At 30.7% G+C, this 14,500-nt stretch carries 19 protein-coding genes; 11 read left to right on the top strand and 8 right to left on the bottom strand.

Annotated features, from left to right (window positions below):
• The first annotated feature begins 6 nt into the window (after positions 1-6).
• The 11 genes from HALO113_RS13880 (at position 7) to HALO113_RS13830 (ending at position 8,859) form a co-directional block, all read left to right on the top strand.
• On the top strand, positions 7-1,266 hold the full coding sequence (locus tag HALO113_RS13880) for a hypothetical protein (RefSeq protein ID WP_159779693.1): 1,260 nt from the start codon (positions 7-9) through the stop codon (positions 1,264-1,266).
• A gap of 13 nt (positions 1,267-1,279) precedes the next feature.
• The gene (locus HALO113_RS13875) at positions 1,280-1,795 is read left to right on the top strand and encodes an O-acetyl-ADP-ribose deacetylase (protein WP_159779692.1); all 516 of its coding nucleotides are present in this window, start codon (positions 1,280-1,282) and stop codon (positions 1,793-1,795) included.
• Positions 1,792-2,430 carry a DUF4291 domain-containing protein gene (locus tag HALO113_RS13870; RefSeq protein ID WP_159779691.1) on the top strand — a complete coding sequence of 213 codons (639 nt, stop codon included), beginning with the start codon at positions 1,792-1,794 and terminating at the stop codon, positions 2,428-2,430. Before HALO113_RS13875 ends, HALO113_RS13870 begins: the two co-directional genes overlap by 4 nt.
• A gap of 21 nt (positions 2,431-2,451) precedes the next feature.
• The gene (locus HALO113_RS13865) at positions 2,452-2,994 is read left to right on the top strand and encodes an RNA 2'-phosphotransferase (protein ID WP_159779690.1); all 543 of its coding nucleotides are present in this window, start codon (positions 2,452-2,454) and stop codon (positions 2,992-2,994) included.
• Positions 2,995-2,996: 2 nt separating this feature from the next.
• Complete coding sequence (locus HALO113_RS13860) at positions 2,997-3,599, top strand: macro domain-containing protein (protein ID WP_159779689.1); 603 nt, start codon at positions 2,997-2,999, stop codon at positions 3,597-3,599.
• 1 nt (position 3,600) lies between these two features.
• Positions 3,601-4,332: a metallophosphoesterase gene (locus tag HALO113_RS13855; RefSeq protein ID WP_159779688.1), complete on the top strand. Its 732-nt coding sequence runs from the start codon at positions 3,601-3,603 to the stop codon at positions 4,330-4,332.
• A 108-nt stretch (positions 4,333-4,440) separates the two neighbouring features.
• Entirely contained in the window at positions 4,441-4,776 is a 336-nt protein-coding gene (locus HALO113_RS13850) for a hypothetical protein (protein ID WP_159779687.1), read from the top strand.
• Between the two features lie 2 nt (positions 4,777-4,778).
• Complete coding sequence (locus HALO113_RS13845) at positions 4,779-5,642, top strand: hypothetical protein (RefSeq protein WP_159779686.1); 864 nt, start codon at positions 4,779-4,781, stop codon at positions 5,640-5,642.
• Positions 5,643-6,713, top strand: coding sequence for an adenylosuccinate synthetase (locus HALO113_RS13840; RefSeq protein ID WP_159779685.1), 1,071 nt, complete (start codon positions 5,643-5,645; stop codon positions 6,711-6,713).
• 7 nt (positions 6,714-6,720) lie between these two features.
• Positions 6,721-8,169 (top strand): nicotinate phosphoribosyltransferase, encoded by a 1,449-nt coding sequence (locus HALO113_RS13835; protein WP_159779684.1) that lies wholly within the window; start codon positions 6,721-6,723, stop codon positions 8,167-8,169.
• A 93-nt stretch (positions 8,170-8,262) separates the two neighbouring features.
• Positions 8,263-8,859: a hypothetical protein gene (locus HALO113_RS13830; protein WP_159779683.1), complete on the top strand. Its 597-nt coding sequence runs from the start codon at positions 8,263-8,265 to the stop codon at positions 8,857-8,859.
• 117 nt (positions 8,860-8,976) lie between these two features.
• On the opposite strand, the gene HALO113_RS13825 is transcribed toward HALO113_RS13830, so the two are convergent.
• The 8 genes from HALO113_RS13825 to HALO113_RS13790 all read right to left on the bottom strand — a co-directional run bounded on the left by HALO113_RS13825 (position 8,977) and on the right by HALO113_RS13790 (position 14,376).
• A complete protein-coding gene (locus HALO113_RS13825; RefSeq protein ID WP_159779682.1) occupies positions 8,977-10,122 on the bottom strand; it encodes a hypothetical protein in 1,146 nt (381 codons plus the stop codon).
• A gap of 39 nt (positions 10,123-10,161) precedes the next feature.
• On the bottom strand, positions 10,162-10,743 hold the full coding sequence (nadD, locus tag HALO113_RS13820) for a nicotinate (nicotinamide) nucleotide adenylyltransferase (RefSeq protein WP_159779681.1): 582 nt from the start codon (positions 10,741-10,743) through the stop codon (positions 10,162-10,164).
• 48 nt (positions 10,744-10,791) lie between these two features.
• The gene (locus HALO113_RS13815) at positions 10,792-11,088 is read right to left on the bottom strand and encodes a hypothetical protein (RefSeq protein ID WP_159779680.1); all 297 of its coding nucleotides are present in this window, start codon (positions 11,086-11,088) and stop codon (positions 10,792-10,794) included.
• A 26-nt stretch (positions 11,089-11,114) separates the two neighbouring features.
• A complete protein-coding gene (gene gmk, locus HALO113_RS13810) occupies positions 11,115-11,693 on the bottom strand; it encodes a guanylate kinase (protein ID WP_159779679.1) in 579 nt (192 codons plus the stop codon).
• Positions 11,694-11,775: 82 nt separating this feature from the next.
• On the bottom strand, positions 11,776-12,636 hold the full coding sequence (locus tag HALO113_RS13805; RefSeq protein ID WP_159779678.1) for a YicC/YloC family endoribonuclease: 861 nt from the start codon (positions 12,634-12,636) through the stop codon (positions 11,776-11,778).
• Positions 12,637-12,727: 91 nt separating this feature from the next.
• Positions 12,728-13,621 (bottom strand): DMT family transporter, encoded by an 894-nt coding sequence (locus tag HALO113_RS13800; RefSeq protein ID WP_159779677.1) that lies wholly within the window; start codon positions 13,619-13,621, stop codon positions 12,728-12,730.
• Positions 13,621-13,971: an arsenate reductase family protein gene (locus HALO113_RS13795; RefSeq protein ID WP_159779676.1), complete on the bottom strand. Its 351-nt coding sequence runs from the start codon at positions 13,969-13,971 to the stop codon at positions 13,621-13,623. The genes HALO113_RS13800 and HALO113_RS13795 overlap by 1 nt, the downstream gene beginning before the upstream one ends.
• Before the next feature lie 39 nt (positions 13,972-14,010).
• The gene (locus HALO113_RS13790; RefSeq protein WP_159779675.1) at positions 14,011-14,376 is read right to left on the bottom strand and encodes a dihydroorotase; all 366 of its coding nucleotides are present in this window, start codon (positions 14,374-14,376) and stop codon (positions 14,011-14,013) included.
• Positions 14,377-14,500 lie beyond the last annotated feature (124 nt).

Below are 14,500 nucleotides of genomic sequence, written 5' to 3'. Positions count from 1 at the left end.
CTTTAAATGAAAACTATTACTTTATATAATCCAGTTGGAGAAATAGAATTATGCGAAATAGCAAAGAAAGAGTTCAAACTTTTTCCAACCCTATTGGATTTACCTCTTACTTTGTATGCATCTATTAAAGAGGCTAAAGAAATAGCAGAGAAATTGTACACAAAGGATGAAATAAAAAATTTTTTAGGATTCGTTTTAGAAGTTGATATAACAGAAGAGGATTTTTTTAAACTTTCAGTTCAAAATAGTAATAATGAAGACAATTGGAAATATACGGTTACTTTAGAAAATTTAGAGTTTTTTAATGCTATTATTACAGATAAAATAAGAATCGTAGATGTTTTCATTGGTACTAATTTTAAAAAAAACAAAAATGACTTGGTTGAAGATTATCTATATTTTGAAGAAGAGTTTCATCAAATGAGGATTGATATATTTTTATCAAGTACAAATCGAGAAATAATACCATTAGATTTTTTTGATTGTTCGCTTGATAATGAGGGGGTTGAATTAGACAAGAATGAAATATTACATTCTCAGGAAATAATGATGCAAAAAGTTAAAAACATAAACACAATAGATGAAGCTATAGATTATCTGATTGAAAAAGAATTTACTGAGGAGCAATTAAATAGTATAAAGGCAAAAACCCCTTTTGCACAAATTTATGAGTCTAGTGACCATTTTGGTATTAATATGTATTATAGGAATTTGTTTTTTTATTCAAATAATAATCAAAAATTTAAAGAATCTGTTCAAGCTTATGGAAATATTAGTTTTTCAAGAGGAGGAGAATTAGGTGAAGGCTATATTGCTGATTTGTTATGGAGAAAGTTAAATTATTGTCAAATAGAGAATCTTATGTTTTTAGATGAAATTCAAAAAATAGAAAATGAAATTCAAACTTTTTATGATGATTATTATAAAGAGAAAGGAAAAGTACGAGGTGAAATAGATCCCTTTGATGCTTTAAATGATGAATTTTTTAAAGGTTTAAACGAAATGTATGATAAAAAAAATTTGGGTTCTCTACATGGTAGAAAAATGCTTTTAACATTTAATTTTTCAGAAGAAGAAATAAAGAAATATTTAGAATTAGAAATAAAGATTAAAGAGAATTCCCAAAACAAAATGGATTATATCTATGAACAAAAGGCAATCCTTGCTAAAGTTGAACCTCAAAACTATGATACATTTAAAAAATTGAAAAATAATTTATTAAAAATTGAGGAAGTAACTAACAAATTGCAACAGTGTCAAGTTTAAAAAAACTGTTACTATGAAACTAACACTTACACAAAGCGACATAACAAAAATAAAAGTTGACGCCATCGTCAATGCTGCTAATACTTCTTTATTAGGTGGAAGCGGTGTAGATGGCGCCATTCATAAAGCAGGAGGAAAAGCCATTTTAGAAGCATGTATGGCTATAAGAAACAAGCAAGGCGGTTGTAAAGTAGGTGAAGCGGTTATTACTACTGCTGGAAATTTGCCTTCAAAATATGTCATACATACTGTTGGACCAGTTTGGAATGGCGATAAAGAAGAAAAAAAGCAGTTATTAGCTAGTTGTTATTACAATTGCTTACAATTAGCTGAAAAACATCAATTAAAATCAATCGCTTTTCCTAGTATTAGTACTGGAATCTACCGTTTTCCAAAAACAGAAGCAGCTCAAATAGCCATAGATACGGTTCAAAAATTTTCAACTAAGCACATAGAAGAAATTACGTTTGTATGCTTTGATGAAGAAAATTATATGTTGTATAAGCAACTATTAAAAATGAAAAAATGAAAATTAAATTAAAAAAATATAAAGAACAAATTATTGAGTGGCCAAAAGAAGGCTATCATATCATGGCGCAATACGACCTTGAAAAAATAATCGTTTACCAATCTTATCGAAATGAAATAGGGCATTTTGCAGCTAAAAACCAATTTTTTGGAGGTGCTTTTAGCTTGGATCGAATGACTTGGATTAAACCTAATTTCCTTTGGATGATGTATCGCAATGGTTGGGGAACCAAAGAAGGGCAAGAGGTTGTTTTAGCCATATATTTAAAATTAGAAGCGTTTGAAAGGTATTTAAAAGAGGCAGTTTATTCTTCTTTTAATCAAGTGGAAGGAATGTCGCAGGAATCTTGGAAAGAAGCAGTTAAAAATTCAAATGTTCGCTTACAAGGGGATCCCGATCATGATCCTTATGGAGATAAATTGGACAGAAGAGCCATTCAAATTGGATTGCGAAACGAACACATTCGTACTTTTTCAAAAGAGGATATCCTTTTAATAGAAGATATATCCCTATTTGTTGCAGAACAATATGAGTTTGTAAAAAATAAAGAATTGGATCAGTTGGTAATTCCTGAAGAAAGACCATTCTATTTCTCAGATGGAGAATTGAATAGAAAATTAAAAATTTCTAAATGAAAAACTAAAAATGAAGTAGAAATGAACGAAAATATAACAAAAAGCACTAGTAAATTCCTTAGTTTAGTACTAAGGCATGCACCAGAAAAAATAGCCTTAACCCTAGATGAAAACGGATGGGCAAATGTAGAGGAACTTATTATTCAATGTAATAAATTCCACAAGAAATTAGATCATGCGCTATTGGATTACGTAGTAGAAAACAATGATAAAAAAAGATTCGCTTTCAATGAAGATAAAACCAAAATAAGAGCGAGTCAAGGGCATTCCATTTCGGTCGAATTAGAATTAAAAGAAATCGTACCCATTCATTTTCTATACCACGGAACAGTGGATAAATTCATACAAGCCATTCGAAAAGAAGGCTTGCTAAAAATGAGCCGACAACACGTACATTTGAGTCAAGATAGAGAAACAGCTATAAAAGTTGGTAGTAGAAGAGGAAAACCCATTGTTTTGAGTATCAATGCACCTAAAATGCATCGAGAAGGATTCAAATTTTACGTATCAGAAAACGGAGTTTGGTTAACCGATCATGTACCAGCAGAATATATAGAATTTTAAACATGTTACAAGTTAAATTAGTTTACAGAGAGGAAGCATTAGGCAACGCTTGGAAAGAAGATTTTAAAGATTGTCCAAATGTAGAAATCATTGGGCAAGATATTTTAGAAGTTTCTTGCGATGCAATTGTTAGTCCGGCCAATTCTTTTGGTTTTATGGATGGTGGATTGGATTTACATATTTCTGAGAAATTAGGTTGGCATTTACAAGAGAATCTACAAGCTCAAATTGCTCAATTAGATGAAAAAGAATTACTAATTGGTAAATCCATTACACTTGAGACAGGAAATGACACTATTCCATTTTTAATTTCTGCACCTACAATGCGAGTGCCTATGAGTTTTAATATTGCCACTTCTGTAAATGCTTATTTAGCCATGAAAGCCATTCTAATAGCTTGTAAAAACAATGAAGCTATTAAAACAGTTGCTATTCCTGGCTTGTGTACAGGTTGCGGAAGAATGCCATTTCACATCGCATCCAATCAAATGTTTTTAGCTTACGATGAAATAATCAATAGGAATTACAAAGACTATCAGACATTTGGAGACACGCAAAAGTTTCAATACAGATTAAATGAAAAGGGATTAATTTGGGATTATTAAAATGAAAAAAAGAACCCTAGTTTTTGGAGACATACACGGTGGTTTAAGAGCTTTACAACAATTGTTTGAAAGAGCTGAAATTACTATTAATGATAAATTAATTTTCCTTGGAGATTATGTAGACGGTTGGAGTGAGTCAGCAGAGGTAATTCAGTTTTTAATTGAAACTTCTGAAGAGCAAGATTGCATTTTTATTAGAGGTAATCATGATGCTTGGTGCATGGACTATTTAGCTACTGATGTTGCCGAAAGAAAGTGGTTGTTTCATGGTGGATTTTTAACATTTGAAGCCTATCATGCTTTGGAAAAAAACAAAAAAAGAGACCATTTGAATTTTTTTGAAAAGATGAAAGATTATCATGTGGATGCGCAAAACAGATTGTTTATTCATGCTGGTTTTTCTTCTATGCATGGACCAAGTCATGAAACCTACTCATCTAATTATTCTTGGGATAGAACTTTGTGGGAAACAGCTGTATCTATGGATAAAAACCTTAAAATGAATAGTGAATTATTTCCTAAAAGATTGCTGTTGTTTCATGAAATTTATATTGGTCATACTCATACATTAAATTACGGAATTACAACACCTATGAATAAAGCAAATGTTTGGAATATCGATACAGGTGCAGCTTTTACAGGTAAAATATCGTGTTTAGATATAGAAACGAAAGAATTTTGGCAAAGTGATTCAGTACAATCATTATATCCAAATGAAAAAGGAAGAAATTAGAAAAGAAAATCATTATTTATAACGATATAAAGCAGGTAATATGACTGTACCTTTGAAAAAAAGGATACTTTTAGAAAAGTAAGAACAAAAACTATAAAAACTAAAAATATGAGCGATAATTTAAAACCAAGATTTGTTGATGCTTTACGAAGAAACAACGATCAAATAAGAGAAGACAGAGCAAATGCGATTGCTGAAGATTCAGAATTAATCTACAGAAGACGTATTGAAGATATCGAATTGAAAATAAAACGTTTGGAAAGAGAACAAGAAAGCAGTATCGATATCAGTCCATTAGACAAAAACAGTTTAACTTTTGCCGATTTCAATCCAGATACTTTTGTACAAAAGGATATCGAATTGTCCTTAACCATTAGAAATCTAAAAATTCAATTCGAAATAGCAAAAACAAGATATGAATATTTATTTGGCAAAACATTCTAATTATGGGAGGAACAAAATATAATTTTAGCGCACGTTTTAGTAAAGCTGCAGCAGAAGGATATGCTTCAAAAGCTGCTAACGAAATCTTTAAACAAAACCAGTTAAGAAGAGCTCATGAAGCAATGAATCCTAATGGAGTAACCTTTAGAGAAGCAAGAGATTCTGAAGCAAACCCTAATTCATACCCTATCATTTTAGGATTAGACGTTACCGGAAGTATGGGGCATATTCCACATGAATTAGTAAAAGAAGGATTACCCAAATTAATGGGTGGTATTATCGATGGTGGTGTTCCTGATCCTGCACTTCTTTTCCTAGGTATTGGAGACCATGAATGCGATAGTTATCCTTTACAGGTTGGCCAATTCGAATCGGGTGATGAAGAATTAGACATGTGGTTAACCAGAACTTATATCGAATCTGGTGGTGGAGGCAATGCTGGAGAGAGTTATCTGTTGGCTTGGTATTTTGCAGCTTTTCATACACGAACAGATGCTTTTGAAAAAAGAGGTCAAAAAGGCTTGTTATTTACGATTGGAGACGAACCCAATTTAAAAACATTACCTGCTTCAGCTATTAAAGAAATCATGGGTAATGGAGAACAAACGTATAGCGATTTAGAATTATTAGCAGAAGCTAAAAAGAGATATGAAGTGTATCACATTAGTGTTTTGCATTCTGGAAGAGCTCAAACAGCAGAAATTGGATGGAAAGAAGTATTAGGAGACAATTGCATTTCCGTTGAAGATTATAAAACGATTCCAGATGTAATTAAAAATATTGTGTGTGAAAGACACAAAGCTCGATTTACTGGAGATTCAGGTGTTTCTGGAACAACAGGATTCGATCACATTGATATGTTATAAATGAAAAAAGCCAAAATTGTGATAGGTTTAGGATTTGGAGATGAAGGAAAAGGCATTACAACCGATTTCCTTTGTAGCCAAAATCCTGAAGCTATAGTGGTTCGTTTTTCTGGTGGACAACAAGCAGCACACACGGTAATGCTTAATGGGAAAAAGCATATTCATTCTAGTTTTGCTAGTGGTGCATTGCGCGGTTTGCCATCGTATTTTAGCGAACATTGCACGATTCATCCGTCTCTTTTGTACAATGAATTTTTGGAATTAAAAGAAAAAAGAGGAAACACCAACTTGTACATTCATCCGTTAGCCAAAATAACTACACCTTTTGATGTTTGGCAAAACCGAAATAACGCAAAGAATCTAACACATGGTTCTTGTGGTAAAGGAATTGGTGCAACGATGAAACGCAATGAAGGCGCGTACAAGTTATTTGCTATAGACTTAATTGGGCCACAAAATTTCCTTATCCAAAAATTAAAAAACATAGCAACTTATTATGGTGTTTCCAATGATAATGAATTGCAAAATGAAGTTGCCTATTTCTTAGATTGTATCGCAAAAATAGATTGGAAAATTTCTAATTATGATTTCTTAGAAAACTATAAAACCTTTATTTTTGAAGGAAGTCAGGGCGTTTTATTAGATATGAATCATGGTGTATTTCCTAATGTAACCTATGCAAACACAACTTCCAAGAACGCAATGGAGATTTGTAAACAATTAGATATTCAAGATATAGAAATATTCTATGTGACAAGATGTTATCTTACAAGACATGGAAGTGGATGGATGCCAAATGAAGAAACGCTTGAACTAATAAATAATGAGGAAGAAACGTGTGTGTTTAACGAGTATCAAAAAGAACTGCGATTGGGAAAAGTAGATGAAGAATTGTTACTTCACGCTTTACAAATAGATCAAATATATTCAAAACCAACCCAAAAGAGTTTAGTAATTACTTGTTTGGATCAATACAATCACAAACTTAATATTGATAAATTAAGCACTACATTTGAGGCCATTTATGGTTCTTATGGACCAGAATCAAAATTTTTTAAACAAATAAAATAAAAGTTATATGAACCCATTACTGTTAACCGACGGTTACAAAGTTGATCACAGAAGACAATACCCAAATGGAACAAGTTTAGTATATTCCAATTGGACACCTAGAAAATCAAGAATTGAAGGCGTTAATGAAGTGGTATTCTTTGGATTACAATATTTTATAAAAAAATACATTTTAGAAGATTTTCAAAATCATTTTTTTGCAAAACCTAAAGAAGAAGTAGTCCAAAAATATGCACGTCGTATCAATAATTATTTGGGTGAAAACCAAGTTGGAATTCAACATATTGAAGATTTACATGATTTAGGATATATTCCAATGGTATTCAAAGCCTTACCTGAAGGAGTGAGTGTGCCCATTCGTACACCTATGTTTACCATGTACAATACCCAATCGGAATTCTTTTGGTTGACCAATTATTTTGAAACGTTACTTTCAGCAGTGGTTTGGTTGCCCTGTAATTCGGCTACTATTGCAAAACAATATCGTAAAATTTTAGACCAATATGCGCAAGATACAGCTTCCATTCCAGAATTTGTCGATTGGCAAGCACACGATTTTTCTATGCGTGGCATGGCTGGTATTGAAGCTGCAGTGCTTTCAGCTGCCGGACATTTATTGAGTTTTACAGGAACAGATACCATCCCTGCCATTGATTTTCTGGAAACCTATTACAATGCCAATTCCGATGCCATGTTAATTGGTGGTTCAGTTGCAGCTACAGAGCATTCGGTAATGTGTATGGGAACAACTGAAGGAGAATACGATACGTTCAAACGATTAATTTGTGAGGTGTATCCAAAAGGTATTGTGTCTATCGTTTCTGATACTTGGGATTTATGGAAAGTACTAACCGATTATTTACCGAGATTGAAAGAAGAAATTATTGCGAGAGAAGGTAAAGTGGTAATTCGACCAGATAGTGGCGATCCAATTTATATTTTATGCGGTAACCCGAATGGAAAAACCGAACAAGAAAGAAAAGGTGTTGTAGAGCTGCTTTGGGATACTTTTGGGGGAACTATTAATGCGAAAGGATATAAAGAATTGGTTCCGCAAATTGGAGCAATTTATGGCGATAGTATTACGATGGACAGAGCGACTAGAATATGTGAAGAATTAAAGAAAAAAGGATTTGCTTCTACGAATGTGGTTTTGGGAATAGGTTCGTTTACGTATCAATACAATACTAGAGATACGTTTGGTTTTGCCATGAAAGCAACTTATGGTGAAGTAAATGGAGAAGGAAGAGCCATTTTTAAAGATCCTATTACAGATGATGGTACTAAAAAATCGGCAAAAGGCTTAATGAAAATCGAACTTTTAGATGGGAAATACAACCTAAAAGATGAGGTTTCTTGGGAAGAAGAGCAACAAGGAGAAATGCAAGAAGTGTTCCGAGATGGAAAATTATTGGTGGATCATGCTTTGGAAGATATTCGTAAGCGAGTGAGGTAGTCTTTATTTCAAAATCTTATGAGTTTAAAACCTATGTTTCAAGTTTTGGCACTAATTTTATTGATGTCTTGTAATTCAAATGAAAAAAAACTAATGAAAATAACTAAAGAAAAGGTTGTTGAAAATATAAATGTTCTAAGAAGTGCTGGATTTTTTGAGAAGTATGAAGAGTTAACAAATTTGCAAGTATATGATTCTTTATATTCCATTAGAAAAGAGAAATATTCAGAAATTTTTAAGAAACCTTATGACCCTGGAATGGAACTAGGTGTGATTGAATTAGCTGAGTATGATAATACTAGATTGCTTTTTTTAGACTTAGAAGCAGATGTAGCAAAAGATAACAACGTTTATATAAACGTAATTAATGCATTTAGTAAACTATCAAACAATCAATTCCAACCGAAAGAAATAAAAGAAAAATGGGAATCTGAAACAGGACCAATTAAAGTCTCTTTTATTTCAAATGACTCATTAGTTTTATTTGAACCTGAATATAATAATGATTGGCTTAATGAAAGTGTCTTTAGCACTTGTTTGAAAGAATTAACAAATAAAGATGTACGAATTGTAGAATGTTTGTCTGATGATGGATTTGGTTATGGACAAGCCATTGCATTGATGCGATTAACTAAAGAAGAACAAAAAATTCTTGAAACTAAACTGAATTTGAAGTTTTCTTCAGATTAATAAAATAGTGTTTGGTTATGCTCTAGAAGATATTTGCATGCGAGTGAGGTAGTTTTATCAGATATTTTACTTCATATTGTCATTTTGATGAAAGGAAAATCCCGCTAGGTTTAAAACTTAGTGGGATTTATTAATCTGTTTAATTTTTTCAATTAATGTTTCTCTAAGATGAGTTAATTCAATTTTCTGATCACCTTCAATTTCAGAATTATCATAAAAACCTTCAATTTCTTTTAATTTGCTATAATAAAACCTATTTTTCTTATTGATAATATCTTTCTCTAATTTTAATATATTTGAATTCTTATTTTGCTCTATAAATGAAATACTTGATTTATTTTTTTGTGAAAATTCATGAGCTCTTTTTTGTAAGTCAGCAACTGATTCATCAATCAAATAAGCAAATTCTTTATCTGTTTCATTTTCAAAAGAGTTTATTAAATCGTAATTGTACTTAATCCAATCGCTTATAAGAAATCCAAAATAATTTTTTTGTAATTCTATTCTTATATCATTATCTGAAAGATTTTTCATATTTATTTCATATTCAAACTTTTCAAGTGCATTGATGAAATTATCACTTTCTTTTAGTTGAAATATCTTTAATACTATAAAAAAGACAGAATAAAATAAAATGCTAAAAATCAAAATATTTAGTTTGGGAATATTAGAATTTACACAATGTAAATTTATAATTGAATAAATTATTATAAAAGCACCAAGTAGATAAACTGTAACTGAAAACCAATTTCTGTCATCATTTGTTAATGTGGATCCTTCTGTAATCTCTATTTTATTTCTATTTTTTCTTTCATATTTCAAGAGTGAAAATGTTATTATGAAAAATATAAATTCAAGAATTGATATTATAATAGAGTACCAGTTGGATGTGTTTAAATAAAAATAGTCATGATATGCTAACAAAGAAGAAAACCCAAAAGGTAAAAAGATAACTAAAATTATTAATAATTCGTCTAATAAATTTCTCTTATTATTATTTAATTTTATTCTAATAGAAGATGTATGTTTTGTTGTTTCAAAATAAATTGAAATTATAAAGAATAATCCTAAACAAATGTTTAAAGTAGTAGTGAAGATTATGAAAACATCCCAAAAGTCTTTTTTAAAAGGAATTACACTATATAGCTGTGTTAATTTATAAAAAACTAAAATTAATACAGAGTAAAGAACATAAGATGTTATTCCTGACTCTCTTTTCTTTTGAAGGTTTCGGTCAATTAACTTACTAACATAATTTTTCATGTAAATTTTTTAAAATTTCTATAAAATTAAGAAAAGTTCTTACTTCTTATAAAACAAATTATGCTCCACATATTCCCAAACTTTATGTGGTAACATCGGCACTACATTTTTGTTGTTTTTAATGCTATTTCGAATAAAAGTCGAAGACAATTCAATCACTGGTGCGCCAATTCTATGAATTTTAGGGTGATTGGCAAACTGTTCATCCATCTCACCCGCATTTAATCTAGGATACACATAAATGTCGTGATTTTGTAAAATTACCTCGTAGTTTTTCCACTTGTGTAACGAGTTTAAGTTGTCTTCACCCATGATTAATGAAAATTCATATTTCGGATATTTTTCTTGTAAATGAGCTAACGTATGAACCGTATAATTAGGTTGCGGTAGTTTGAACTCAATGTCAGAAGGTTGGATTTTAGGATATTCTTCCGAAGCCAAATGAACCATGTGCAAACGATGATAATCATCTAACAACGTACTTTTCTTTTTATGAGGATTATGAGGGGTAACCACCATCCAAACTTGATTCAAATCAGAATGTTCCGCCATGTGGTTGGCAATGATTAAATGACCAATATGAATAGGATTAAATGTTCCGAAATATAAACCGATTTTCATGTCATTGCGAGGTACGAAGCAATCTTCGTAATTAGAATTTATAATTTTTTAAACGGTAGAAGTTTTAATAATATTTACTGAAAATACTCCTTGCTTAAAATTTAATCTAAAATACCAAATGTTTTTTAATCCTTTTAAACTTGTTGGAGATTCTTGTTTATTCTTTATCTGAGATTTTAAATTAATTATAGTAGTATTTCCCAAATATTTTATTTCATTTTTTTCTTCAATTAGTTTTTCTAACCATTTTTCGATTGAAATGGATAAGTTTTCTGCATAAACTTGTGTGGAATAAGTACCTCCTCTAAATTCTAATATATAAGTATAGAGTTCTAGTTTTTCCATTTGAATATATCGCAAATCACTCTTTACTAGTTGCTTTTATTAATAAACTCCTTCACTAATTGATACGCTTCTTCTTTCGCAGTATCTAAATCGTAATTTTTAATAATTTTATCAAATTGTGGAGCAGTGGCTAATTCCACCGAAGCTTTAGCAATTCGCATATTAATTTTATCTTCACTTTCAGTAGAACGTAATTTTAATCTGCGTTTTAATTCATCTACACTTGGAGGTTTTACAAAAACAGCTAAGGTTTCGTCAGGAAATTTGTGTTTAATACGCAAGCCACCCACCACATCAATATCAAAAATTACATGTTTACCCAAAGCCCAAATGCGTTCCACTTCTTTTTTTAATGTGCCATAAAAATTATTGGTATACACTTCTTCCCATTCAATAAAGTCTTCATTCTTGATGTGTTGTTTGAATGTTTCCCAAGAAATAAAATAATAATCTTTTCCATTTACTTCTTCTCCTCTAGGATCTCTCGTAGCACAAGAGATAGAAAATTCTAAATTCAAATCGGGTTGTTCTAATAAGTGTCTTACAATTGTGGTTTTTCCTGATCCAGATGGAGCTGAAAACACAAATAATTTTCCTTTTGTCATTCTTTTAATGATTTTGTCACACTGAACTTGTTTCAGTGTCTTTTTTTAGTTCCTGAAACAAGTTCAGGATGATAAGTTTGAATTATAAAACATTCAATACTTGTTCTTTGATTTTTTCCAATTCATCTTTCATCATCACGACTAATTTCTGCATTTCTGCATGATTTGACTTGGAACCCATTGTATTAATTTCTCGTCCCATTTCTTGGGTAATAAAGCCAAGTTTTCTACCATTAGCTTCTTTTCCGTTCAAAGTCTCTAAGAAATAGTCTAGATGATTTGTCAAACGTACTTTTTCTTCCGTAATATCTAATTTTTCAAGATAATAAATTAATTCTTGTTCAAATCGATTTTCGTCAACGGTTGTATTTAATTCTTCGATTGCATTTTGTAAACGATCTTTAATATTTTTAACCCTTTCTGGATCTAATAATAAAGCTTGTTCCATATACGAGCGAATATTACTAATACGTAATTGGAATTCTTTCTCCAGTGATTTTCCTTCGTCTTTTCTAAAAGTGAGTATATTTTCTAAGGCTTCATTAATCACTTGTAGAATTTCCTTCCATTCGCTTTCATCTATTTCATCACGTTCAGTTTTAAGAGCATCTGGCATACGAACCGCCATTTTCATTAATTCTGTAGCATCAGCTTCCGGTAAAATGGCTTTCATTTGATTGATATACGATTTTATAACAGGAGCATTTATTTTAGCCGTGGTTTCCTCACCAGTAACTTCAATATATAATGAAAAGTCAACTTTTCCACGTTCTAATTTTTGTGAAATGTCATTACGTAAATTTAATTCCATTTCTCTATATGCAGAAGGCATGCGCATATTTAAATCCAGTCCTTTACTGTTCAGCGATTTTATTTCAACATTTATTTTTTTATTAGGCAATTGCTTAGTGGCTTTACCAAAACCAGTCATGGATAGTATCATATCGTATTTTAAAAAGAAGTCAAAGATAAGAAATAGTGAGAAGTGAAGCGTAAAAAGTCACTAGATATTTTGAAAGCAGGACTTTTATTAATTATACTTTAGAAATTGCTTTTTTTTGGGTAACCAAATAGACTCCGATAAAAATTAATAAAGCTGAAATTAATTTTACAGTATTCAATTCATCTTTTTGCAAACTTATTGCAATGATGGTGGCAAACAAAGGTTGTAAATAAATAAAAACGGAAAGGGTAGTAGGTTTCAGTTCTTTCATCGCCATTAAATTGATTAAATAGGCAAAAAAAGTGGTAAATAAAACAACAAAACCTATGTTGTAGTAAATAGTTGTTGGTATGTTTTCCCATTCAATGGCTTTAAATTCCTCAAAAGCAAAAGGAAATGTAAAAACCAAACCAAACGTATAAATCCACTTTATAAAAGTAAAGGCATGGTATTTAGAAATTAATTTTTTAACAATGATTAGATATACGGCATAGGAGGAAGCATTTACAAACACTAAAAAATTACCTAAGCTAGCATTTGTACTATTACTAATGTCTTTTCCGTATAAAATTAAAATGGATGTTCCTGTTAAACCAATTAAAATGCCAAGTACTTTTTTGAATTCTATTTTTTCGCGAAGCAAAATAGCCGATAATATTAAAACGACTATAGGTGCTGTAACCATAATAACGGAAGCACTAATTGGTGAAGTATAACTGAGTCCTTTAAAAAAAGACAATTGATTGATGACAACACCAAACAAAGATGCGGCAATAATTCGTGGAAAGTCTTGGAGTGCAATTTTTTCTTTTGGACCCAAAAATGTCAGTAACCAAAATAGAATAGAAGCACCAATTACTCGAATTAAAATAAAAGCATAGGGTTGCACATAAGTTGGCATCACATCTTTTGCAATGGTGAAATTGGCTCCATAAATTAAAGCTACAAAAGTGGCGCCTAAAAGTGCTAAAGATCGCTTGCTCATTAGCTTAAAGTGTCTATAGCAGCTTGTAACGTTTTAGGACTATTACCCACAAATATTTTGTCTTCTATAATAATGACAGGACGATTTAAAAAGGTGTAATGCTCTAAAATGTAACGTTTAAAATCCTCTTCTTGTAATTCTTCATCTTTCAATCCCATTTCTTTATAAAGTTTTGCTCTTTTGCTGAATAAAACTTCATAACTATTGGTCAAAGTGTACATCTCTTCTAATTGTTTTACACTAATAGGCTCTTCTTTTATATCTTGAAAAATAAAATCAGCAGTATTAGGCAATGATTTAATAATGCGTTTACAAGTATCGCAAGTTTTTAGAAAGTATATTTTTCGCATGAATTCTTTTTTGCAAAAGTATAGATTAAAGGAATATAATTAAAGCGCAATTTCTAGTTCGCCTTTTTCAATAGCTTTTTCCAAATCAGCCTCAATAGTAGGATAAACTCCAAAAAAATTAGTGCCATCTTCTAACTTTAGAAGTACAATCCAGCTATCTTTTTTTTGTTTAACTCTTTTTGTAACAATTACTTTTTTATCTATTAAAGTTTCATAATTTTCAAAACCACCTCTCTTTTTAATAAAATTAGTTTTGGGAAAATAAATATGTTGATAGGCATTATTTTGAACAGACTTTAGTACATAAACTTTTTTAATATCTTGCTGTGTTGTTTTCTCTTGGCTGTAAGTATTTATAAAGGAAAAAGCTAAAAAGAGAATCAGAAATTTATAAAAGGCTTTCATATGTTATGATTTTTATGGAATCAAAATTACAACTAAATTCTTTGGTAGAATTCCAATTGCGAAATTATGTTTAGTTAAAAAATAGTTAAATCATTAAAATTAAACCTATAAGACTATGGTTTGT

Origin of the sequence: Flavobacterium sp. 9AF, assembly GCF_902506265.1 — a bacterium.
In the GTDB taxonomy this organism is placed as follows: Bacteria; Bacteroidota; Bacteroidia; order Flavobacteriales; family Flavobacteriaceae; genus Flavobacterium.
Note: the sequence above shows the minus strand (reverse complement) of the source record. Positions and strands in the feature narration are given on the sequence as shown.